At 61.5% G+C, this 20,809-nt stretch carries 19 protein-coding genes; 5 read left to right on the top strand and 14 right to left on the bottom strand.

Going from position 1 to position 20,809, the window contains the following annotated elements:
- Positions 1-248: 248 nt before the first annotated feature.
- From J0F90_RS12840 to J0F90_RS12800, 9 genes are all read right to left on the bottom strand, one after another.
- Positions 249-1,103, bottom strand: coding sequence for a tagatose bisphosphate family class II aldolase (locus J0F90_RS12840; RefSeq protein WP_033640184.1), 855 nt, complete (start codon positions 1,101-1,103; stop codon positions 249-251).
- A 9-nt stretch (positions 1,104-1,112) separates the two neighbouring features.
- Positions 1,113-2,279 carry an SIS domain-containing protein gene (locus J0F90_RS12835; RefSeq protein WP_033640185.1) on the bottom strand — a complete coding sequence of 389 codons (1,167 nt, stop codon included), beginning with the start codon at positions 2,277-2,279 and terminating at the stop codon, positions 1,113-1,115.
- A 26-nt stretch (positions 2,280-2,305) separates the two neighbouring features.
- A complete protein-coding gene (gene agaR / locus J0F90_RS12830; protein WP_016927596.1) occupies positions 2,306-3,076 on the bottom strand; it encodes a transcriptional repressor AgaR in 771 nt (256 codons plus the stop codon).
- Positions 3,077-3,408: 332 nt separating this feature from the next.
- Positions 3,409-4,314, bottom strand: a complete 906-nt coding sequence (locus J0F90_RS12825) for an ROK family protein (RefSeq protein ID WP_033641409.1) — start codon at positions 4,312-4,314, stop codon at positions 3,409-3,411.
- An 18-nt stretch (positions 4,315-4,332) separates the two neighbouring features.
- Positions 4,333-5,616: a Gfo/Idh/MocA family protein gene (locus J0F90_RS12820; protein ID WP_016927598.1), complete on the bottom strand. Its 1,284-nt coding sequence runs from the start codon at positions 5,614-5,616 to the stop codon at positions 4,333-4,335.
- 20 nt (positions 5,617-5,636) lie between these two features.
- The gene (locus J0F90_RS12815; protein ID WP_033640187.1) at positions 5,637-6,749 is read right to left on the bottom strand and encodes an ABC transporter ATP-binding protein; all 1,113 of its coding nucleotides are present in this window, start codon (positions 6,747-6,749) and stop codon (positions 5,637-5,639) included.
- A 21-nt stretch (positions 6,750-6,770) separates the two neighbouring features.
- Entirely contained in the window at positions 6,771-7,589 is an 819-nt protein-coding gene (locus J0F90_RS12810; RefSeq protein WP_016927600.1) for a carbohydrate ABC transporter permease, read from the bottom strand.
- A gap of 10 nt (positions 7,590-7,599) precedes the next feature.
- Positions 7,600-8,541, bottom strand: a complete 942-nt coding sequence (locus J0F90_RS12805; RefSeq protein ID WP_015377976.1) for a carbohydrate ABC transporter permease — start codon at positions 8,539-8,541, stop codon at positions 7,600-7,602.
- Between the two features lie 78 nt (positions 8,542-8,619).
- On the bottom strand, positions 8,620-9,873 hold the full coding sequence (locus J0F90_RS12800; protein ID WP_033640188.1) for an ABC transporter substrate-binding protein: 1,254 nt from the start codon (positions 9,871-9,873) through the stop codon (positions 8,620-8,622).
- A 465-nt stretch (positions 9,874-10,338) separates the two neighbouring features.
- On the opposite strand from J0F90_RS12800, the gene J0F90_RS12795 reads away from it, so the two are divergent.
- The 4 genes from J0F90_RS12795 to J0F90_RS12780 all read left to right on the top strand — a co-directional run bounded on the left by J0F90_RS12795 (position 10,339) and on the right by J0F90_RS12780 (position 15,560).
- A complete protein-coding gene (locus J0F90_RS12795; RefSeq protein ID WP_033640189.1) occupies positions 10,339-12,009 on the top strand; it encodes a DUF4091 domain-containing protein in 1,671 nt (556 codons plus the stop codon).
- A gap of 155 nt (positions 12,010-12,164) precedes the next feature.
- On the top strand, positions 12,165-13,886 hold the full coding sequence (gene olsF, locus J0F90_RS12790) for an ornithine lipid synthase OlsF (RefSeq protein WP_033640190.1): 1,722 nt from the start codon (positions 12,165-12,167) through the stop codon (positions 13,884-13,886).
- Positions 13,887-13,987: 101 nt separating this feature from the next.
- The gene (locus J0F90_RS12785) at positions 13,988-14,770 is read left to right on the top strand and encodes an N-formylglutamate amidohydrolase (protein ID WP_033640191.1); all 783 of its coding nucleotides are present in this window, start codon (positions 13,988-13,990) and stop codon (positions 14,768-14,770) included.
- A gap of 76 nt (positions 14,771-14,846) precedes the next feature.
- Complete coding sequence (locus tag J0F90_RS12780; RefSeq protein ID WP_004938226.1) at positions 14,847-15,560, top strand: flagellar brake protein; 714 nt, start codon at positions 14,847-14,849, stop codon at positions 15,558-15,560.
- 43 nt (positions 15,561-15,603) lie between these two features.
- Here the strand turns inward: J0F90_RS12780 and J0F90_RS12775 are convergent, their stop codons facing one another.
- From J0F90_RS12775 to J0F90_RS12765, 3 genes are read right to left on the bottom strand one after another with little or no spacing between them, the layout of a single operon-like run.
- A complete protein-coding gene (locus J0F90_RS12775; RefSeq protein ID WP_033640192.1) occupies positions 15,604-16,446 on the bottom strand; it encodes a PfkB family carbohydrate kinase in 843 nt (280 codons plus the stop codon).
- A gap of 3 nt (positions 16,447-16,449) precedes the next feature.
- A complete protein-coding gene (locus J0F90_RS12770) occupies positions 16,450-17,166 on the bottom strand; it encodes a glutamine amidotransferase (RefSeq protein ID WP_033640193.1) in 717 nt (238 codons plus the stop codon).
- Positions 17,163-17,417: a hypothetical protein gene (locus tag J0F90_RS12765; protein WP_016927608.1), complete on the bottom strand. Its 255-nt coding sequence runs from the start codon at positions 17,415-17,417 to the stop codon at positions 17,163-17,165. The genes J0F90_RS12770 and J0F90_RS12765 overlap by 4 nt, the downstream gene beginning before the upstream one ends.
- A 66-nt stretch (positions 17,418-17,483) precedes the next feature.
- On the opposite strand from J0F90_RS12765, the gene J0F90_RS12760 reads away from it, so the two are divergent.
- Positions 17,484-18,788 carry an aminotransferase class I/II-fold pyridoxal phosphate-dependent enzyme gene (locus tag J0F90_RS12760; protein WP_016927609.1) on the top strand — a complete coding sequence of 435 codons (1,305 nt, stop codon included), beginning with the start codon at positions 17,484-17,486 and terminating at the stop codon, positions 18,786-18,788.
- On the opposite strand, the gene J0F90_RS12755 is transcribed toward J0F90_RS12760, so the two are convergent.
- A complete protein-coding gene (locus tag J0F90_RS12755; protein ID WP_033640194.1) occupies positions 18,785-19,771 on the bottom strand; it encodes an LLM class flavin-dependent oxidoreductase in 987 nt (328 codons plus the stop codon). The genes J0F90_RS12760 and J0F90_RS12755 overlap by 4 nt on opposite strands.
- A 138-nt stretch (positions 19,772-19,909) precedes the next feature.
- Positions 19,910-20,746: a D-alanyl-D-alanine endopeptidase gene (gene pbpG, locus J0F90_RS12750; protein ID WP_033640195.1), complete on the bottom strand. Its 837-nt coding sequence runs from the start codon at positions 20,744-20,746 to the stop codon at positions 19,910-19,912.
- Positions 20,747-20,809: the final 63 nt, after the last annotated feature.

The raw sequence follows: 20,809 nt of genomic DNA, 5'->3' as shown, positions 1-20,809 counted from the left end.
CATCAAATAAGCCATTTCGCCTGGCGAAATAAAAACGAATGGGCAAAAATCCTACTGCCCGCATTCAATGAATTTGATAATAGGGAGGTAGGATGAGTAAAACCATGATTTGGATCATAGTGAAGACCAGTTAATGATTTGAGGCGCGGGCGGGATAGCAGGCTGTGATCGTTCTCTCAGGAAAGTCGGGCAATGGCGGCCGTTTTCGCCCCCGTTGCGCGGCCGCAGCAACGGGGGCGAGAGCGGGGTTACAGCATGCCGCTGCTGCCGCAGATGCGGATCTTTTCCGCCACCACTTCTTTCATCGCCAGCTTGCCGGGGACGATGTATTTGCGCGGATCGTTGGCGTCCGGGTGCTGCGAAAAGTAGCTTTTTACCGCATCGGCGAAGGCGATTTTCAATTCGGTGGCGACGTTGACCTTGCAAACGCCGAGCGAGATCGCGCGCTTGACCATCGCTTCCGGAATGCCGGAGGCGCCGTGCAGCACCAGGGGCACGTCCACCTGTTCGCGGATCAGCGCCAGGCGCTCGAAGTCCAGCTTCGGTTCGCCGTGATACAGGCCGTGGGCGGAACCGATCGCCACCGCCAGCGAATCGATGCCGGTGGCGGCGACAAACTCGCGTGCCGCGGCCGGATCGGTATAAAAGCTGTCCGTCGTATCGACGATCAGATCGTCCTCCTGCCCGCCCAGGCGGCCCAGCTCCGCCTCCACGCTGGCGCCGTAGCGGTGGCACAGGGCCACTGCGGCGGCCACCTTGGCGATATTCTGCTCGAACGGCAAATGGGAGCCGTCGATCATCACCGAGCGGATGCCGCTTTTCACCTTATACTCGATGTCGTCCAGCGCTTCGTGATGATCCAGATGCAGCGCCAGCGGCAGATCGTAGCGGTGCGCGGCCGATTGGCAAATGCCGATCAGGTAGTCGGTGCCGGCATAGCTGAAGGTGCCGGGCGTGCCGGCCATGATCACCGGCGAGCGCAGCTCGGCGGCGGTCTCCGCCACCACCTGCACGGTTTCCAGATTGTGGACGTTAAACGCCGGAACGGCGTAACCCTGGCGCTGCGCCTTGAGCAGCATGTCTCGGTTGGCTATCAGATACATGGGATCTCCTTACAGCTCGGGGGAAGGAAAACGGTAAATCGTCACGCCTTTCACCACCCGGTTGACCTCGCCGGTCGGGCAGGGGTTATCCGGGGTCAGCCCCAGCGCCAGCGAACTCTCGAAGGCCAGCATCTGGCTGAACAGCAGATACGGGAATAGCAGCCAGATATCGTCAGCCGCATCGTGCATATGCAGCAGGGCATCGGACAGAGGTTGGCGTTCGCCGGTCAACCCGACCAGTTGCATCGCCTGCCCATCGCGCTGCAGCTCGTTCCACAGATCGCGGTCATACTGGCGGGCATAGTCGTTGTGGGAGAACATCAGCACCACCAACGTCTGGCCGTCGACCATGAATTTCGGGCCATGGCGCAGGCCGAGCGGCGAGTCGTAGCGCGTAACGATGTGGCCGGCGGTCAACTCCAGCATCTTGAGCGAGGCCTCTTCGGCGAGGCCGGTAAAACAGCTGCCGCCGAGGGTGATATAGCGGCGGAAACCGCTGGCGGCCAGCGCCTTCACCTGCGGCTGCAGCGTTTCGCGCAGTGCGCGGCAGCGCTGCACCATGGCGTTCAACGGCGCCTGGGCGGCCTCGAGCGAAGCCGGGCCGAGCAGCAGCGCGGCGCTCAGCATCATGCAGCTGAAGCTGGAGGTCATGGCGAAGCTCTGATCGTTGGCGCCTTGCGGCATCACCAGCGAACAGACGTTGCCACGCTGATGCGCGTACTGCGCCAGCCGGCTGTCCGGGTTGCACACCAGCATCAGATGATAGCTTTCCGGCAGCAATTGATCGGCCAGCTCCACCGTCGCCACGCTTTCCGGGCTGTTGCCCGAACGGGCGAAGGAAACCAGCAGCGTCGGCCGGTCAGGGTCAAGATACTGCAGCGGGTTGGCGACGATATCGGTGGTGCCGTAAGCCACCACGTCGCGGCCGGTGCGTTCGCGCAGCCAGGGGGCCAGGGCGCGGCCGGCAAATGCCGAGCTGCCGGCGCCGCACAAGACGATTTGCAGGCGCGGATTAGCCAGCAACGGCGCCAGGAACGGTTGCCACTGCGCCTGTTGATCCTGCAGTTGGCGGTGCAGCGCCGCCCACAAATCCGGCTGTTGCCAAATTTCTGCGGCGGTATGCCAGGCGTTGCGCTGCTTCAGCCAATTCGCCTCGTAAGAGAAATACGCGTTCATGATGACAGCTCCTTAAAAAGCCTCGGTTAACGGTCGGCGATAATCACGTCGATCCCTAAATGGTGCAGCGCCTGCAGATAGTGTTCCGGAATGCGGCTGTCGGTGACCAGGCGGTGGATCTGGCCGATGTCGCGGATCATGCAAAAGCTGGTGCGGCCGAATTTGCTGGCGTCGGCGAGGGCGATCACTTCGCGCGCCACCTCGCACATCACCCGGTTCAGCTGCGCTTCGCCCGGATCCGGCGTGGTGATGCCGCTTGCGAGATCGAAGCCGTCGACACCGAGAAAAAGCTTGTCGAACCGATACTGGCGCAGCTGCTGTTCGGCGGCGGGGCCGTACAGCGACCAGGCTTTGCGGCGCACGCTGCCGCCGACCACCATCAGGTCGATCTCCTCGTTGTTGGCCAGTTCGAAGGCGATGTTGAGCGCGTTGGTCATCACCACCAGATCCTTTTTCCCCGCCAGCTGCGGCGCCATTTGGCTGGTGGTGGAGCCGGAGTCGAGGATGACGGCGTCGCCGTCTTCAATCAGCGCCGCGGCCGCGCAGGCGATGGCGTGTTTGACGTCGCGATTGATGCGGCCCTTGTCCTGCAACGGGCGGTCGAAGGCGAACTGTTTGTTCAACATGGCGCCGCCGTAGGCGCGCACCGCGCAGCCGTGTTTTTCCAGCTGGCGCAGATCGCTGCGGATGGTGACGCTGGACACCGAAAACTGCTGGCTGAGCTGCTCCACGCGCACCGTGCCCTCGCGACACAGCTGGTCGATAATTAATTCCCGGCGTTTTGCGGTATTGATCATTAACGCAGACTCCTGATTTACCTGTAGCCGTGCCCGACCGCGGCTTAATAAGCCGCAGCGATACCGACCGGAGCGCTTTCAGTTGTTCGTGGCGAATTACAGCAAACGAAACACTGAAATGCAATCGATTAATTTTAAAATATCTATATCTATCAGTTGGTTATATTTGATTTTGCTTTCGGTTGGGCGGCAACCGAAAGCAGTGTTAACGCAAAGTGAAAACGGCAAATTCGTTATTTTTCAGTCGCCAATTCCCAGCGCTTATTCATTAAGTCCGTCGATGCCGAAAGCCGCAGCGATCGCTCGACAATCTCCGGGCTTTCACTGTTTTTTTATGCCGGCGCGCGTAAAAGCGCTGCGCCGCGCACGCCGCTGCTGTCACCGTGTACCGGCGGGAACACCGCCGCCGGCTCCATGCCCGGCAGCAGCCAATGCCGCATCGCCGGCGGCAACAGCCGGTAAAGCTCGCCGACGTTGGACAATCCACCGCCCAGCACGAAGGCATCAACGTCCAGCAGCAGCTGTAAGCCGGCCAGCGCGCTGGCCAGGATGTCGACGTAGATGGTCATCAGCCGCTGCGCGAGCGCATCACCGGCACGATAGCAGGCGACCAGCGCCGGCACGTCAGCGGCCGGATGGGCGAAATGGCGGCTCAGCGCCAGCAGACCGCTGCCGGAGACGTAGCGTTCAAAGCAGCCGGTCAGCCCGCAGTTGCAGCCGAACAGCGGCAGATCGTAACGCTGCGCCAGCTGGGCCGAGATTGGCATATGGCCCCATTCGCCCGCCACGCCGCTGCGCCCCTTGTGCAGTTGCCGGTTCACCACCAGGCCGCCGCCGGCGCCGGTGCCGATGATGGCGCCGAACACCAGCGGCAGGTGCGCGGTTTGCGGCGTGCTGGCTTCCGACAGCGCGAAGCAGCGGCAGTCGTTCTCAATAGCGATCGGTCGCGCCAGCGCCTGCGTCAAATCATCCGCCAGGCAATGGCCGGTCAGGCAGGGCACGTTGACCGCCAACTGGCGGCGGCTGACGGGATCGGTGATCCCCGGCAAACCGATGCCGATGCTGCCGCGCGTGTGCAGTTCGCGATCCGCCTGCTCGACCAGCCCGGTGATGCAGGCCACGAACTCGCCGTAATCGCCGGTTGGGGTGCGCACCCGCTGGAGCAGCACCTGATTGAGCCGGCGATCGTAAGCGGCCATTTCAATTTTGGTGCCGCCGATGTCGAAGCCGTAACGCATCTCTGTCGTGGCCATGCTTTAGGCTCCACTCAGGGCGATCACCGCCGCCTCGCGGCGGGCGCGTTCGGCGGCAAACACCATCAGGTGGCTCTCCAGCGCTTCCGCCGGGCCGGCCAGCACCTGGCTCGGATCGTTGGCGCGAATGGCCGCGATAAAGTGCTGCATCAGGAAGTAGTCGCCGCCGCCGTGGCCGGCCATGGCGTGCAGATCCTGGCCGGCGTCGGTGTCGTAATGCGTTTCGCCGTCGTCGAGGAACGAAGTGATGCGGATATGGCGGCCGTCGCCTTCCAGGCAGCCGCGGCTGCCAAAGATGCGGGTGTGACGATCTTCGTGGCGGGTAAAGGCCGTCATGGTGAACGACGCGGTGCGGCCGCCGGCGAACTGCATGTTGACCACCTGATGGTCGACCACGTTATTGTCGCAGCGGTAGACGCAGCGGCCGTAAGGCCCGTCGCGCAGCGCCGCCCGCAGCGTCGTCTGGTCGGGTTCCGGCGTCAGCACGCGCAGAAAACCGGGCGTGGCCTTGTGATCGTCGCCCAGATAGATGCGTTTGGCGGAATAGGGGCAGTTTGCCTCTACCGCGCAATCCAGGCAGTTGTCCGCCGCGCCCGCCGGTTGGTTTTCCTGGCGGAAGTGGCGCAGGTTGCCGAAGGAGCTGACCTGTTCGCAGGGTTGCTCCATCACGTAGCGGATCCAGTCGATGTCGTGGCAGGATTTCTGCAGCAGCATAAAGGCGGCCTGCCGATCGTTGCGCCAGTTGCCGCGCACGAAGGAGTGCGCCTGATGCCAGTAGCCGACCGGTTCCAAATGTTGCAGGCTGACGATGTCGCCGATCGCGCCGTCGCGCAGCAACTGTTTGAGCTTTTGGGTATAGCGGGTGTAACGCAGCACGTGGCCGACCGAGAAGATCAGCCGTTGGCGCGTCACTTCGGCGACGATGGCGCGGCACTCGTCGGCGTCCGGCGACAGCGGTTTTTCCAGCAGCATGGCGTAGCCCTGGCGGGCGAAGGCCAGCGCCGGTTCCAGGTGCATCTGATCCTGGGTGCAGATCAGCACCGCGTCGGCCAGCTTGCCGGCGTCGGCGGCCTGACGCCAGTCGGTGAAGACGTTTTCCGGCGCGATGGCATGCTGCGCCACGAACGGCTCGCGGTAGGCGTCACGCGGTTCCGCTACCGCCACCACCTGCATCAAATCGGGATGCGCCAGCGCATAGCGCGAGTAGATTTCACCGCGCGCCCCGGCGCCGACCACCAGCACCCGCACCGGGCGATGGGCAAAGCTGTTGGGTTGTGTTGACGACATTGCTGGATACTCCGCTGTTGTTATTTGAGGTTTTGGCCGCTGAGCTCGTCGAACAAATGCGCGCGCGTCAGATCGAATGCCAGATGAATGCTTTCGCCGAGGCGCGGCTCCCAGTCCGGCAGCGACGCCATGCGCAGCACGAAGCGCAGATCGGCCAGTTCGCAGTGCAGCAGCTCTTCGTTGCCCATGCGCTCGATAGTGACGATCTGCGCCGGGAAACAGTTGGCGCTGCCGGGCGCGCACAGCCGCAAAGACTCCGGCCGGATGCCGAGACACACCCGCGCATGCGGGTAGTCCGCCAATTGCCGTTGCAGCGCCGGCGGCAGATCGAGCAGGTGCTGCAGGCCGATGCGCAGCCGCACCGTTTGGCTGTCGCGCACGATCGCCAGATCGTGCAAATTCATCGACGGGCTGCCGATAAACTCGGCGACGAAACGGTTGGCGGGGTGGTGATACAGATTGATTGGTTTATCCACCTGCATGATGGCGCCGCGGTTCATCACGCAAATGCGATCGCCCATGGTCATCGCTTCGACCTGATCGTGGGTGACGTACACCATGGTGGCGGCGGCGCCTTCCTGCTTCAGCTGGTTGTGCAGTTCGATCAGCTGTACGCGCATCGACACCCGCAGCTTGGCGTCGAGGTTGGACAGCGGCTCATCGAACAGGAACACCTTGGGCTTGCGCACGATGGCGCGGCCGACCGCCACCCGCTGGCACTGGCCGCCGGAGAGCTGGCCCGGCTTGCGCTGCAGCAGATTGGTGATCTCCAGCTTTTCCGCCGCATCGCGCACCCGGCGGTCGATCTCGGCCTTGCTCTCTTTGCCGATCAGACCGAACGCCATGTTCTTGTACACTGTCATGTGCGGGTACAGCGCATAGTTCTGGAACACCATGGCGACGCCGCGATCCTTCGGCATGCTGTCGTTGACGCAGCGATCGTGGATCAGGATCTGCCCCTCGCTGACGCTCTCCAGCCCGGCGATCATCCGCAGCAGGGTGGATTTGGCGCAGCCGGACGGGCCGACGAACACCATAAATTCCCCGTCTTCAATGTCCAGATCGACGCCGTGCAACGCGTGGAAACCGTTGGGGTAGACTTTTTTAACGCTGTTTAACTGAATTCCGGCCATGTCGTTTACCTTGTCTGCGCGTTAGCCTTTCACCCCGGCGCTGGCGATGCCCTGGATGAAATAGCGTTGGAAAATAATGAACAGCATCAGCATCGGGATCACCGCCATCAGCGCCCCGGCCATCAGCAGCGGGTATTCCACCCCGGCGCGGCTGGAGAGCGAGGCCAGCCCTACCGGCAGCGTCAGCTTCTCGGTGGTGGTATTGACGATCAGCGGCCACATCAGGTTGTTCCAGCTCCACAGGCCGTTGATGATGACGCAGGCGATAATGCCCGGCCGGATCAGCGGCAGCATGATGCGCCAGAAAATGGCGAAGTAGCTGTAACCGTCGATCAGCGCCGCTTCCTCCATCTCCTTCGGCACCGCCAGGAAGAACTGGCGCAGCAGGAAGGTGGCGTAAACGCTGAAAATGCCCGGCAGCACCAACCCGGTGATGCTGTTGACCAACCCCAGCTTCTGCACCACCAGGAATTGCGGGATCAGAAACGCCTGGCCGGGCACCATCAGGATCGACACGCATACCAGAAACACCGCATCGCGGCCGCGAAAATGCAGGCGCGAGAAGCCATAGGCGGCCAGGGTGGCGATAGCCATCTGCAGGCTGACGGTGAAGAAGGTCGCCAGCAGCGAGTTGAGATAAAAACCGGCGAACGGGATTTCGTGCATCACCCGGCCGTAGGCCTGCAGGCTGGGATGCGCCGGCAGCAGCGTCAGCGGGATCTGGATGCTCTCGGCCTGGGTTTTCAGCGAGGTCACCAGCATCCAGATAAAGGGCACCACCGAGGCCAGCGCCGCCAGCCCCATAAACAGGTACACCAGCGTTTTCTTGCTTGCGTTCATGTGCAGCTCCTCAGCTGACTTTCAGGCGCTTGCCGATCGCCATTTGAATCAGGGTGATCACCAGCGTGACGGCGAACAGCACCACGGTGATGGCGGAGGCGTAACCTTTTTCCTGCAGGTAAAACGCGTACTTGTAGAACAGGTTGGTGACGGTCATCACGTCGTTTTCCACCAGCGCGCGGTCGAACATCAGGAACACCACGTCAAAGACTTGCAGGATCTCGATAAAGCTCATCACCGACACGAAAAACAGCGTCGGCACCATCATCGGCAACGTGATACAGAAGAAGCGCCGTAGGGTGCCGATGCCGTCGATATCCGCCGCCTCGTACAGCTGGCGCGGAATGCTCTGCAGTCCGGCCAGCAAAATGATGATCTTCAGCGCCAGCGACGACCAGATGATGATGATGGATACGCTGATGCGCACCACGTCCGGATCGGACAGCCAGGCGACCGGCGCAATGTGCAGCAGGCCCAGCGCCTGGTTGATCAGGCCGAAATCCTTGTTGAACAGCCATTGCCACACCATGGCCACCGCCGCAGGCATGGTGACCGCCGGCAGGAACAGCAGGGTGCGCAGCAGGCCTTTGCCGCGGATATTCTGGTTGAGGCCGATCGCCAGCAGCAGCGACAGGCTCAGGCTGATCGGCACGCAGACCACCACGTAGAACAGGGTGTTGGCGGCGGCGGTGTAAAAGTCGTCGTCTTCGAACAGGTTGAGATAGTTATCGACGCTGATGCTGCTCCAGCGCATGAATTGGTTGAGATCGGTAAAGCTGTAAAAGATGTTTTGCAAGAAGGGGATCAGGTAAAACACCGTCACCCCCAAAAGCAGCGGCAGGATCATCACCCAGCCCCAGAAGCGCTCGGCGCGTTCGAGCCGATTGAGCGCGGGACGGGCGGTGCGCCGGGGGTGTTTCAGGGTGACCGTAGCCGTTTCTGCCAGCGACATGTTGCCATTCCTCACCTATGACGTTCAGCGTGGTTCCCCCGCGGCGCGCGCTCGGGGCTGCGCGCCGCGGCGGGGTGATTACTGCTCCATGACGCGCGCGATCTTCTTGACCGATTTGTCCATTTCCTGCTTAGCATCCGCGCCCATAAAGATCTTTTTCAGGCTGGCGATCCACATGTTTTGCCACTTCGGCGTATTGGTGCCGGCGGTGGGGTAAGCCTGGGTCACTTCAAGGGTCTGGATATAAGGTGTGACGTCAACCTTTTGGATCTGCTGCGCCCAGACCTTGGCCGCCGTCTTGTTGGCCGGGATCACCACCTTGGCCAGCTCTGCCTGCGAGGCTTCGCTGCTCATGAAGGCGATATATTTCCAGGCGGCCTGCTTGTGGGCGCTTTTGGCCGACATGGCGAAGGCCAGACTGTGCGCCACGCCGGACTGGCGTTCAATTTTGGGCATCATCACCACGCCGATGTGGTCGTTGATCAGCGGGTTATTGGCGAACGGCGCCGCCAGCCAGGAGCCGGCATAGACCATCGCGGCGCGGTTGGACTGGAAGATATTCTCGGTTTTGACTTCGCTCATCTGCTGGGCGCTTGGCATCAGGCCGTCTTTCATCATGTCCTGCAGCTGCTGGTAGACCCAGAGGGATTTGTCGTTGGCGATGTCGGTGGGCTGGCCGTCTTTCGGCACGATGTGATTGCCGTTTTGGAACAGCAGATTCATGTAGCTGTCCTGACCGTCGATGCTGAGATCCATCACCAGCGGGAAGGCGGCGCCTTTCAGCCCGTTTTTCAGCGCGGCGGCCTTGCTCTTCAGATCGTCCCAGCTCCAGTCGTTGGTGGGGTAGCTGACGCCGGCCTGATCGAACAGCTTTTTGTTGTACCACACGGCGATGGAATCGACGTCGCGCGGGATGGCCATCTGCTGGCCGTCGTACTGGTAGGCTTTCACCGAGCTGGCGACCACGTCGTCCAGCTTAAGGCCGCTGTCTTTAATATAGGGCGCCAACGGCTCCATAATGCCGTTTTTGGCGTACTGCACAAAATAAGGCATATTGATCCAGAATATATCCGGCGCCACGCCGCCGGCGGCTGCGGAATCTAATTTAACGAAATATTGCGCTGAGGGGGTTAATTCTATTTCTATTTTTATATCCGGATTGGCCTGTTCAAAGCGCTTGGCAATCTCCTGTTCGGCGGGTAATTGATTTCTGTCCCAAACGGCATAGCGCAAAGTTATTTTATCTGCGGCATGGAGCAGCGTGGGTAATAATAATGCGCTGGCAAGAATAGAATGCGCCAGCAAGCGGCCGGTATTTTTTATCGGTGACATTGCTTTCCCCTCGGTGAGCGACGAATAGCGTTTTTCGCAACGTGAATTCTTTCTATCCCTTAACTTTCAATGTGTCAATACACCCCCAAACGCCCAAAAATGGGGCGTCAATGTTTCGTTGTTGTTAAAATCGAAAGGCTTTGACGGCCAAGTGAAAGGTGTGTTTATTCACAATTCGTTAACCTTTTGAAGGGTTTTTTCCCCGGTGGCGCGGCATTTAGCGGCCTTCGCAGGCATAGGAATAACTGATAACCCTTGCACCATAATGGGGATTAAAAACATTTTTATTGTGCAAGCTTCTTCTTCTTTCATTTTTGTGATGCAAATAAACAAAAAAATCTTGCTGTGGCTGTCAGAGGAGGGTGCAGGAACGTTTTTTATTGCCGGCTATTGTCTGTGGCGATAAAAGACGTTAGCCTGAATTTCACAATATTGACTTATCCAAAATAAAGAGGGCCGATTATCATGCGCCTGTCTCTGGTATTTACGCATTGCCTGGAGAAAGTATTTCATTGCCAAAATATGCCGCCCGTTTCCGTAGAAAATCGGCTGAGCGGGTTAAATAACGAGGTGCTTTCCTGGCAGGCGGTGTACTGTTTGCAAACCCCGGGCAACGAGACTCGCCATGAGCTCAGTTATCAACTTGACGGACCGCTGGCGGAGTATATCAGCGTGCGCCAGGTGCAATCGGTGCCGAGCGGTTTTCCCTGTTATCGCGAGACCGATGAGAATTACCTGACGACTGAGCCGGGCTTATTTCCCGATCCGCTGATACCGCTGCCGCAACGGCGTTTTTTTGCCGCCTGCCGCTATTATGGCAGCCTGTGGCTGACCCTGACGCCGCCGGCCGACGCGCAACTGGCCGGCGACTTTCCGTTGACCCTGCGGCTGCGGGATGCCCAGAGCGGCGAGGCGCTGGCCGAGGCCACGCTGACGCTGCATCTGGTGCCGGCGGCGTTGCCGCCGCAAACGCTGTTGCACACCGAGTGGTTGCACACCGACTGCCTGGCGGATTACTACCGTCTGGCGGTGTTCAGCCCGGATTACTGGCGCGCGGTGCGCAACTTTGTGCGCTGCGCGGTGCATAGCGGGGTCAATATGCTGCTGACGCCGCTGTTTACGCCGCCGCTGGATACCGCCGTCGGCGGTGAACGCACCACGGTGCAGTTGGTGAGGGTGTCGCGTTCGGCGCAGGGGTATGACTTCGATTTCAGTCTCCTGGCGCAGTGGATAGCGTTGGCGCAGGAAGAGGGCATCGAGCACTTCGAAATCGCGCCGCTGTTTACCCAATGGGGCGCGGCGCATGCGCCGAAGATCGTGGTGGAGGAGCAGGGCGAGGCGCGACCGCTTTTCGGCTGGCACACCGATGCGCAGGGCGAAGCGTACCAGCGTTTTCTGCAGGCGCTGCTGCCGGCGTTGACCGCCTGGTTCCGCGAACGGGGGCTGGAACGGCAGGTGTGGTTCCATGTTTCCGATGAGCCGACGCTGGACAACCTGGCGGCCTACCGGCGCGCTAGCGCCGCGCTGCTGCCGCTACTGGATGGCTTTCGCACTTTCGATGCGCTGTCGGATTTCGCTTTCTATCAGCGAGGCCTGGTGGAAATCCCGGTCGCCGCCACCGATCATATTGAGCCCTTTATCGAACACCGGGTGCCTGGCCTGTGGGCCTATTACTGCTGCGTGCAGAAGACCGAGGTCGCCAACCGGTTCTTCGCCCAGCCTTCGGCGCGCAACCGCATATTGGGCGTGCAGCTCTATCTGTACCGCATCGCCGGCTTTCTGCATTGGGGATTCAACTTCTATAACAGCGCCCATTCGCTCGAACGTATCAACCCTTATGCCGTGACCGACAGCGGCCATGCGTTTCCCTCCGGCGATCCGTTCGTGGTCTATCCGGGCGATGATCTGCAGCCGGTGGAGTCGCTGCGCCTGCGGGTGCTGCATCAGGGGCTGCAAGACATGCGCGCGCTGCAACTGCTGGAGAGTCTGACCGACCGGCCGACGGTTGAGGCGCTGATCGAACGCGAGCTGGGCATGCGCATCACCTTCAAGCGTTATCCGCACCAGGCCGGGCCGCTGCTGCGCCTGCGCGACGCGGTAAACCGCCGCATTGAAGCGTTGCTGGCGCCGATGTGAAGGCAAGTGGGGGCGAAAATGCGTCTTTCGCTCCCAATTCGCCATTACTTTGCTATACCTGATAGTCGATGGATTCACTTTATTGTCATGTAACTGACACGTCAGAGTCACGGCTCTGGCTTAAGTTTGCAGCGACTACGTCAGGAGATAACGCGATGTTCAGCCTGGATTCTCTGTTGCAAGATGCATTTCCACACCGCAATACCCCTGCCTGGCAGCGCAGCCTGCTAAGAACCCTTCTCTTCGAAAAAGAATTCAAGCAGTTCGCCGCCGATTATCCCCACCTGAAAGGGCTCGATCTGATCGAGCAGGTGGTGGACTACTTTAACCTCAGCTGCGAGCTGGTGGACGGCGATCTGGAAAACATCCCGAGCCAGGGGCCGGTGGTGCTCGTGGCCAATCACCCGATCGGTTCGCTCGACGGCCTGGTGCTGCTGCGCGCCGTCGCGGCGGTGCGCCCGGACGTGAAAGTGGTGGCCAGCCAACTGCTGACCTACATTGAACCGCTGCGCAGCCTGTTCGTGCCGGTGGATAACGTCGCTTATAAAACCAGCCGCAAACAGATTGAAGGCATGCAGCAACAACTGGACAATCAGGGCGCGCTAATCCTGTTCCCGGCCGGCGAAGTGTCGCGCATGAGCCCGAAAGGCATCCGCGACGGCCACTGGCATACCGGTTTTCTGCGCCTGGCCGCCAAAGCGCGCGCGCCGATCGTGCCAATCCACATCAGCGCGCGCAACAGCAACCTGTTCTACTTTACCTCACTGGTCTACCGGCCGCTGTCGACGTTGCTGCTGGTGCGCGAAATGTTCCAGCAGCGGGGCGGGCGCATCAAGATCCGCGTGGGCGGCCGCGTGCCGTTCGCCAACTGGCACGACGGCCACACCAGCGCCAAGGATCTGGCGGAGCGTTTTCGCCGCCACGTCTATCGCCTGGGCCAGGGCAAGCCGGGGCTGTTCGCCAGCGAGTCGCCGATCGCGCTGCCGGAAGATCGTCTTGAGCTGAAAAAGGCGCTGGCGAACTGCGAACGGTTGGGGGTAACGCCGGACGGTAAAACCATCTATCTCTACCGTCGCCATGACGAAGCGCGTACGCCGATCCTGCGCGAGCTGGGGCGCCTGCGCGAGATCGCCTTCCGCGCGGTGGGGGAAGGATCCGGCCGCCGCCGCGATCTGGACAGCTACGACGACGATTACTACCACCTGGTGCTGTGGGATGAGGAGGAGCTGGAGATCGTCGGCGCCTATCGCTTTATCCCTACCGCCGAACAAATCGCGCACAAAGGGCTGGAAAGCATCTACAGCAACAGCCTGTTCCACTATGACCGCGATATGGAACCGATCCTGGCGCAGGGCATTGAGCTGGGGCGCAGCTTTATTCAGCCGGCCTATTGGGGTAAGCGCGGGCTGGACTATTTGTGGCTGGGCATCGGCGCCTATCTGTCGAAATACCCGCAGTACCGCTATCTGTTCGGCCCGGTGTCGATCTCCGGCGGCATGCCGCTGGCGGCGCGCGATTTGCTGATCGCCTTCTATCGGCTCTATTTCTCGCCGGATCACGCCTTCGCGCAGTCGCGGCGGCCTTATCCGGCGTCGCTGCCGCAGGTGCTGGCGCAGTTTGCCGGGGACAACTATCAGGAAGATCTGGTGCGGCTGAAGAGCCTGCTCAGCAACATCGGCTGCTCGATCCCGACGCTGTACAAGCAATACACCGAGCTGTGCGAACCGGGTGGGGTGCAGTTCATCGACTTCGGCACCGATCCGGCGTTCAACAACTGTATCGACGGACTGGTGCTGGTGGATACCACGCGGCTCAAGCCGTCGCGCTATCAGCGTTATATCGCGGTGCACCAGCCGCAGCCGGCCGAGACGGCATGACTATAGTCTGACTCATGCCTTTTTGATCTAAGCACGACCTTGGGGCCGGCGACGGGATAGCGCTACGATAAACGTTTTGCTTTCCACCGCCGGAGCCTGTCATGCCTCATTCGTTTATCCCGCCGCTATTGTCCGCCGATGAACCGCCCGCAGCTGCCGTTGAAATCCCGCGCGGCAAAGCGCCCTTTTTGCTGCTGTGCGATCACGCCGGCAAGGCGATACCGCAATATCTTGGCGATCTCGGTTTGCCGCCGGGGGAGATTGAACGCCACATCGGCTGGGATATCGGCGCGCTGAGCGTGTCGCGCCATCTGAGCCGCCAACTGGACGCCACCCTGATCCACCAGCGTTACTCACGGCTGGTGATCGACTGCAACCGGGCGCCCGGCATCGCCAGCTCGATCCCACATTTGTCCGAACTAACGCCGATACCCGGCAATATCGGTATCGACGCCGAGCACGCGCTGGCGCGCGAGCGTGAGGTGTTTTTGCCGTATCACCACGCCATCGACGATCATTTGGGGCAACGTCAGCTGCGCGAACTGCCGACGGCGGTGATCGCCATGCACAGCTTCACGCCGGTGTTCAAAGGGGAATCACGCCCCTGGCAGGTGGGGCTGCTGTTTAATCGCTACCCGGAATTTGCGCTGCTGCTGGCCGAACTGCTGCGCGAAGAGGGGGATTTGCAGGTGGGGATCAACGAGCCCTATGCAATGACCGACGCCACCGACTACACGTTGCCGGTGCATGCGGAACGGCGCGGTTTGCCTTATGTCGGCATCGAAATCCGCCAGGATCTGATCGCCGATGAACGCGGGCAGCAGGCGTGGGCGAAACGTTTCGCACGCCTGCTGCCGCAGGCCTGGCAGCGTTGGCAAATTTGACTTTAGGAATATTCCCAGAGATGATAACCGTAAGGAATACGTAATACGTCATTAGAAAAAAAGTCAGGAGAGACGTGTGGAGCACAGCGATAACGGACTGTTTATCAAACGGGAGCGTTTTGAAGTTCTGGCGATTCTGCGTGAAATTTGCAAACAACGCACGCCGCTGCGCGTAGAAAATCAGCAGCACCGGTTTCAAAGTCTGTTATTGAGCGTCGGGCCGGACAATATCGTGTTTAGCGGTGAGGAAGCGGAAAACGCCATCGACGGCGCCTGCACCATCGTCATTGAAAGCCACGACGCCAAAATCGAGTTTTCCGTCGGCCAGGCGGAATTGACCGAACATCAGGGCGTCCAGGCCTGCTCGACCCGACTGCCGCAGGAGTTGGTTTACATCCAGCGCCGCCGTCAGTTCCGCATCACCACGCCGCACTGGCGCCAATTCTTCTGTACCGGCGAATACCCGGACGGCACGCCGTACGAGCTGCGGATCCACGATCTGTCCGCCGGCGGCGTCGGTTTGCGCTTCGACGGGCCGCTACCGGATTTCTTCCAGCCGGGCCTGCAGTTCAAGAAAGCGGAGTTGGATCTGGGCAGCTACGGCAGCTTCAAGGTCAACATGGAGCTGGTGGTGGTCAACGACGATCAGGAAACCGACGATAACGATCAGGTGGTGCACTTCTCGCGCCTGTCATGCCGTTTCCTCAAGCTGGGGTTGGCGATGGAGCGCAAAATTCAGAGCGCGGTGTTCGCCTTCGAGCTGGATTTCAACAAAAAGAAAAAACGCTGATAGGTATCAGGGGCGGCACGCTGCCCCTGACTCTCCACCGGCCTTAGGGCTTTAACGCCCGCAGGCTGCCGATTTCTTCCCAACCGAAATGCGCCGCTTCGGCCAGCACGTCGCACACCTCACCCCCGGCGGCGACCACGGCCGCGTCGAGCGCAGCGCCGCGCAGCAGATGGCTGACCAGCAATGCGGTGAACAGATCGCCGGTGCCTTTGACCGCCGATTTAACCTTCGGATGGGTAAAGCACTGTGTTTCCTGCCGGGTGACCAGCATCAATCCCACCTCGTCTTCGCGCTGCGCGACGCCCGGCGCGCTGGTGACCAGCACCCATTCGGTGGTGTCGTTCAACAGCGCCTGCGCGGCGTGCTGCGTCTGCTCCCGGCTGCTCAGAGAGCGGCCGCACAGCTGCTCCAGTTCGAAACCGTTCGGCGTCAGGCCGTTGGCCAGCCGCAGGAACGGCGATCGATAGCAGTTGACTATGCGCTCATCCACGTAGATCCCTTCACCGTAATCGCCCATCACCGGATCGATATAGATTTTTATCTGAGGATTGAGCGAGCGCACCCGCTGCAGCCAGTTGGCCAGAATATGGCACTGCATCACATCGCCCAGGTAGCCGACAATCACCGCCCGGGTACGCTTCATCACGCCGCGGGCAATCAGATCGTCGAGAAAGCCGCCGAACCACTCGCCGGAGATGACGCCGCCGTGCGGCTTGCCGTAATAGGGCGGGCAGCCGAACAGCACGCTGGGCACCTGCAGCGCTTCCAGCCCCTTTTTCAGCAGGGCGCGGTAGGCGATGCCGTTGCCGACGCTGCCGTAGACCACCTGAGATTGAATGCTGATCACGTCGATGGACGGTGACCGCAAGGGTGAAGCCTGTTGCATGAGTTACATCCTTGGTTCGTTATTATCCAGCCAGCGGGCGAACACCTGCCGCGCGCGCTGTTCCAGCTGCGCGCCGTGGCGCGCCGCCTGTTCGCGCAGGCTCTGGGGCGCAACGCCGGCCAGTTCCAGCTCGCAGGCATGGCCAATCAGCCAGCGTTCGATATCGCGGTGATCCGCCTCCAGATGGAACTGCAGGCCGAGCGCGAACCCCTGATAGTCGAAAGCCTGATGCGGGCAAATCGCCGTGCCGGCCAGGCAGCGGGCGCCGTCCGGGATCATGAACATATCGCCGTGCCAATGCAGCACTGGCGTATCGGCCAGCGGCGCCAGCACCGAGTCGTCTTGTGCCGCGAGCGTGGTCAGCGGGGCGAAGCCGATCTCTTTGACGCCGAGCGAGATCACGTCGGCGCCCAGCGCCTGGGCGATCACCTGCGCGCCGAGACACACTCCGAGGGTCGGTCGCCGCTGCGCCAGGCGCTGTTTGACCAGCGCCAATTCATGGTCGAGAAAATCGTAGCGCTGCTCACCGGAAAAGTGCTGGGCGGCGCTGATCGGCCCGCCGAGCACCACCAACAGATCGGTCTCTTCATTATTGATAGCACGAATATCATCGCGGCCGGCATCGTAATAATCGATCTGATAGCCACGCAGTGAGAGCAGGGAACCGAGGATACCCAGGTTTTCAAAATTGACGTGTCGAATGGCGACGGCTTTTTTCATTGTTTAACCTCGCTAGCGTGGGTGAACGGCGTCAGCGCCAGCGACTCGCCCAGCACCGTGATGCCTTGCGCGCCGCTCTGGTAGACGATGCGGCGTTCGCTGACCTGGCTGAGCTGCACCTGATAACCCTGCGCGGCCGGGAACAGCGCGCACGCCTGTTCCAGCTGATCGGCTGCCCAGGGGGTGAACATCTGCAGGCGGGCAAAGGCTTTTCCTGCATACTGAATGTCGAGCACGTAATGTTTATCCATGGAACCCCTTACTTTTGGCCGCGGAAACGGGTAATCTTATTTGAACTAGTACAAAAGGATTTATGTATGACTTCATTGTATGCAAAAGGCGGCGGCGCTGTCCAGATTGCCGAGCAGATCGCCGCACGCATCAAAGACGGCGCGCTGCGGCCGGGCGAGCTGTTGCCGCCGGTACGCCAACTGGCGGCGGAGCTGGAGGTCAATCCGAATACCGTCGCCAGCGCTTACGCCCGATTGCGCGATGCCGGTCTGGTGGCGACGCGCGGGCGGGCGGGAACGGTGGTGCTGGAGCCGCCGCTGGCGGCGGTGAGTGCGGCCTATACGCCGCGTCAGGTGCCGGCGGGGATGTGCGATCTGGCCAGCGGCAATCTGGATGCCGCATTGTTGCCGGCGTTGGCGCTTGGCGCGGCGGAGGCGTTCCCGCAGCAAAATGGTTATGACATCAGCGGCGATCTGCCGGTATTGACCGGTCTGGGGCGCGAGTGGCTCGGCCGCCAGGGCGTCGCGCTGGGGGAGCCAGCGGTGTTCTCCGGCGCGCTGGATGCGATGGAAAAGGCGCTGCGCTGCCATGTGCAGCCGGGCGCGGCGGTGTGGGTGGAAGATCCCTGCTGGCCGCCGCTATTGACGCTGTTGCGCCACCTGCGTCTGCGGCCGCTGCCGCTGGCGGTAGATGAACAGGGTTGTCGGTTGCCGGAAAGCGGGGCGGCCGGCGCGGTGATCCTGACGCCGCGCGCCCACAATCCGACCGGCGTCTCGCTCTCTGCGCAACGCGCGCAGCAGTGGCGGCGTTTTCTGCGCGACAATCCGCAGTGTCTGGCGATCGTCGACGATTTCTGGGGGCCGTTGTCGCAGCAGCCGCTGCATCTGCCGTTCGACGGCGATCGCGGCCTGTATGTGCTGTCGCTGAGCAAGTTTCTCAGCCCGGATCTGCGCATCGCGCTGGCCTGCGGTGACCCGACGTTGCTGCAGGCGATGCGCGCCGATCAGTACATCAGCGAACGCTGGGTCAGCCATATCTTGCAGCAGATCGCCGCCAGGCTGTGGAGACAGACCTTGCAGGAAGGGCAACTGCAGCGGGCGCAACAGGCATATCAGGCCAGAAGGGATGAACTGGTGCAGCGGCTCAATGCCTTGAATCACACGGCGCTGGCGGTGGGTGAAGGGCTGCATCTGTGGTTGCCGGTGCGGTCGGAAACCGCCGCCGCGCAGCTGATGGCGCAGCGGGGGTGGTTGGTGCAGGGCGGTGAACCTTTCCGCCTGAAGGGCGGCCCGGCGCTCCGCGTCAGCCTGGCTAACGTCACGCCGGCGCAGTTGGCGCCACTGGCGCAGGATCTGACCGACGCCATGCGGGCCGGGGCGGCGATCAACTAGGCCGGCGTCAAACTCTCCTCCGCCAGTAACTGCAGCGAAGCTAACCGGGCGACCGGTTCGGCGATCGGCGTGTCGATGATGAACTCGTCCACGCCGTACTGCTGCTGCAGCTGCGCCAGTTGCTGATGCACCTGCGGCGCGGTGCCGAGCAGAACATGGCTTTCTCGCGGCTCGATGCGGTAGTCGGTGGCGCCGGCCTGTTGCACGAAACTCTCGGCCTGGGCCAGGCTGCCGACGGTCACGCTCTGCTCACCGGAGACGTGCACGCGGTATTGCTGAATATCCGCCGCCAGCGTCGCGGCCTGCTCCGGGCTCTGCGCCACGATCGCCGCCACCGCCAGCAGCCCCTTGCGGCCGCCGCTGTGTGCGGTGTAGTGCTCCAGCGCTTCTTTAATGTCTTGCGGATTGCCGTTCAGATGCGCGGCGAACACGAAGGCCCAGCCGGATTCAGCCGCCAGCGTCGCGCTCTCTTTACTGGCGCCGAGCAAAAAGCGCTGGGCGGCGTGCGGCGGCAACGGCGTGGCGCTCAGGCCCGGTTCGGCGTCGTCGTTCAGGTACGCGGTCAACTGCGACAGCTGCTGCGGGAAGGCCGGTTTGTTTTGCCGGTCATGGGCGGCCTGCAGCGCCTGGGTGGCGAGCGGCAGCCCGCCGGGCGCTTTGCCCACCCCGAGATCGACGCGCCCCGGCGCCAGCGCCGCCAGCAGGTTGAAGTTTTCGGCCACCTTGTAGGCGCTGTAGTGCTGCAGCATCACGCCGCCGGAGCCGATGCGAATGCGCGACGTTTGGCCGAGCAGATAACCGATCAACACCTCCGGCGACGGGCAGGCGAGCTGCGGCGTATTGTGGTGTTCCGCTAACCAGAAACGCCGATATCCCCAGCGTTCCGCCTGTTGCGCCAGATGCAGCGTGCGCGCCAGCGCCTGCGCGGCGCTTTCCCCTTCGGCGATCGGACTCTTTTCCAATATGCTCAAGGCATAAGCCATTTTCCCGCTCCTTTCCTCATCAGATATGCCAGACAAATACCATGTGGGCGGCGTGCGCCTTAATACTGATTGGCGATAGGATATTCCATTGATCCAAAACGGATTTGGATATGCGCAGAACGGTAAAGCGCCGCGGTGTTACCCCTCGAGCCAGGCCTTCAGACGAATGGCGTCACGGTAGTGGCCGTAACGCGGCTGTGCGCCGAGCAGGATCATCACCACCGGCTGCCCCTTGATGGTGGTGCGCATCACCAGGCAGTGACCGGCCTCGTCGGTAAAGCCGGTTTTCTGCAGCTGGATCTTCCAGGCGGGGTTGTTGATCAGGCCGTTGGAGCTGCGGTAGACCAACTGGCCGCGGCCGGGGCGCACGATCTGCTGCTTGTCGGTGCTGAAGCGGCGAATTGACTGATAGCGATAGGCGTGATTGACCATCTTCAGCAGATCGTTGGCGGTCGCCACGTTGCGCGGCGTCAGCCCGGTCGGATCGTAGAAGCGGGCGCGTTTCATGCCGATGGCGCGCGCTTTCTGATTCATTTTCGCCACGAAGGCCTTGCGTCCGCCGGGATAATTGCGGCTCAGCGCGGCGGCGGCGCGGTTCTCCGAAGACATCAGGGCGATGTGCAGCATGTCGCGGCGGCTGAGCACCGAGCCGATGGTCAGGCGCGAATGGGTTTTCTTCAGCAGATCGCGATCGGCGGCGGTGACTTTGAGCTTGCTGGCCATCGGACGTTTGCTGTCTAGGGCGACCATGGCGGTCATCAGCTTGGAGAGAGACGCTATCGGCAGCACGCGGTTCGGTTGCTTCTGATAGAGCGTTTTTCCGGTACGCTGATTGACGACCAGCACCGATTTGGCATTCAACACCAATGGCGGCGCGGCCGCATGGGCGGGCGCCAAAACGAACAGCAGGCTGAACAGGGCGGCGGCGCCGAAGCGCCGGACGGACAGACGGAGAACAGGGAGAAATAAAAGCATAGCGACGGCAATAGTGACCCTAAGTGATTAAAAAATATCAAAAGAGTCTGCCCGGCAAATGTG

This window comes from Serratia marcescens subsp. marcescens ATCC 13880 (assembly GCF_017299535.1).
Lineage (GTDB): Bacteria > Pseudomonadota > Gammaproteobacteria > Enterobacterales > Enterobacteriaceae > Serratia > Serratia marcescens.
The sequence above is the reverse complement of the archived record's forward strand: the minus strand, read 5'-3'. Positions and strand labels throughout refer to the sequence as shown.

Bases quoted from the DNA above. Each gene is read 5' to 3' on its own strand.
- J0F90_RS12840 (WP_033640184.1), bottom strand. From the start codon at position 1,103: ATGTATCTGATAGCCAACCGAGACATGCTGCTCAAGGCGCAGCGCCAG.
- J0F90_RS12835 (WP_033640185.1), bottom strand. From the start codon at position 2,279: ATGAACGCGTATTTCTCTTACGAGGCGAATTGGCTGAAGCAGCGCAAC.
- agaR (WP_016927596.1), bottom strand. From the start codon at position 3,076: ATGATCAATACCGCAAAACGCCGGGAATTAATTATCGACCAGCTGTGT.
- J0F90_RS12825 (WP_033641409.1), bottom strand. From the start codon at position 4,314: ATGCGTTACGGCTTCGACATCGGCGGCACCAAAATTGAAATGGCCGCT.
- J0F90_RS12820 (WP_016927598.1), bottom strand. From the start codon at position 5,616: ATGTCGTCAACACAACCCAACAGCTTTGCCCATCGCCCGGTGCGGGTG.
- J0F90_RS12815 (WP_033640187.1), bottom strand. From the start codon at position 6,749: ATGGCCGGAATTCAGTTAAACAGCGTTAAAAAAGTCTACCCCAACGGT.
- J0F90_RS12810 (WP_016927600.1), bottom strand. From the start codon at position 7,589: ATGAACGCAAGCAAGAAAACGCTGGTGTACCTGTTTATGGGGCTGGCG.
- J0F90_RS12805 (WP_015377976.1), bottom strand. From the start codon at position 8,541: ATGTCGCTGGCAGAAACGGCTACGGTCACCCTGAAACACCCCCGGCGC.
- J0F90_RS12800 (WP_033640188.1), bottom strand. From the start codon at position 9,873: ATGTCACCGATAAAAAATACCGGCCGCTTGCTGGCGCATTCTATTCTT.
- J0F90_RS12795 (WP_033640189.1), top strand. From the start codon at position 10,339: ATGCGCCTGTCTCTGGTATTTACGCATTGCCTGGAGAAAGTATTTCAT.
- olsF (WP_033640190.1), top strand. From the start codon at position 12,165: ATGTTCAGCCTGGATTCTCTGTTGCAAGATGCATTTCCACACCGCAAT.
- J0F90_RS12785 (WP_033640191.1), top strand. From the start codon at position 13,988: ATGCCTCATTCGTTTATCCCGCCGCTATTGTCCGCCGATGAACCGCCC.
- J0F90_RS12775 (WP_033640192.1), bottom strand. From the start codon at position 16,446: ATGCAACAGGCTTCACCCTTGCGGTCACCGTCCATCGACGTGATCAGC.
- J0F90_RS12770 (WP_033640193.1), bottom strand. From the start codon at position 17,166: ATGAAAAAAGCCGTCGCCATTCGACACGTCAATTTTGAAAACCTGGGT.
- J0F90_RS12765 (WP_016927608.1), bottom strand. From the start codon at position 17,417: ATGGATAAACATTACGTGCTCGACATTCAGTATGCAGGAAAAGCCTTT.
- J0F90_RS12760 (WP_016927609.1), top strand. From the start codon at position 17,484: ATGACTTCATTGTATGCAAAAGGCGGCGGCGCTGTCCAGATTGCCGAG.
- J0F90_RS12755 (WP_033640194.1), bottom strand. From the start codon at position 19,771: ATGGCTTATGCCTTGAGCATATTGGAAAAGAGTCCGATCGCCGAAGGG.
- pbpG (WP_033640195.1), bottom strand. From the start codon at position 20,746: ATGCTTTTATTTCTCCCTGTTCTCCGTCTGTCCGTCCGGCGCTTCGGC.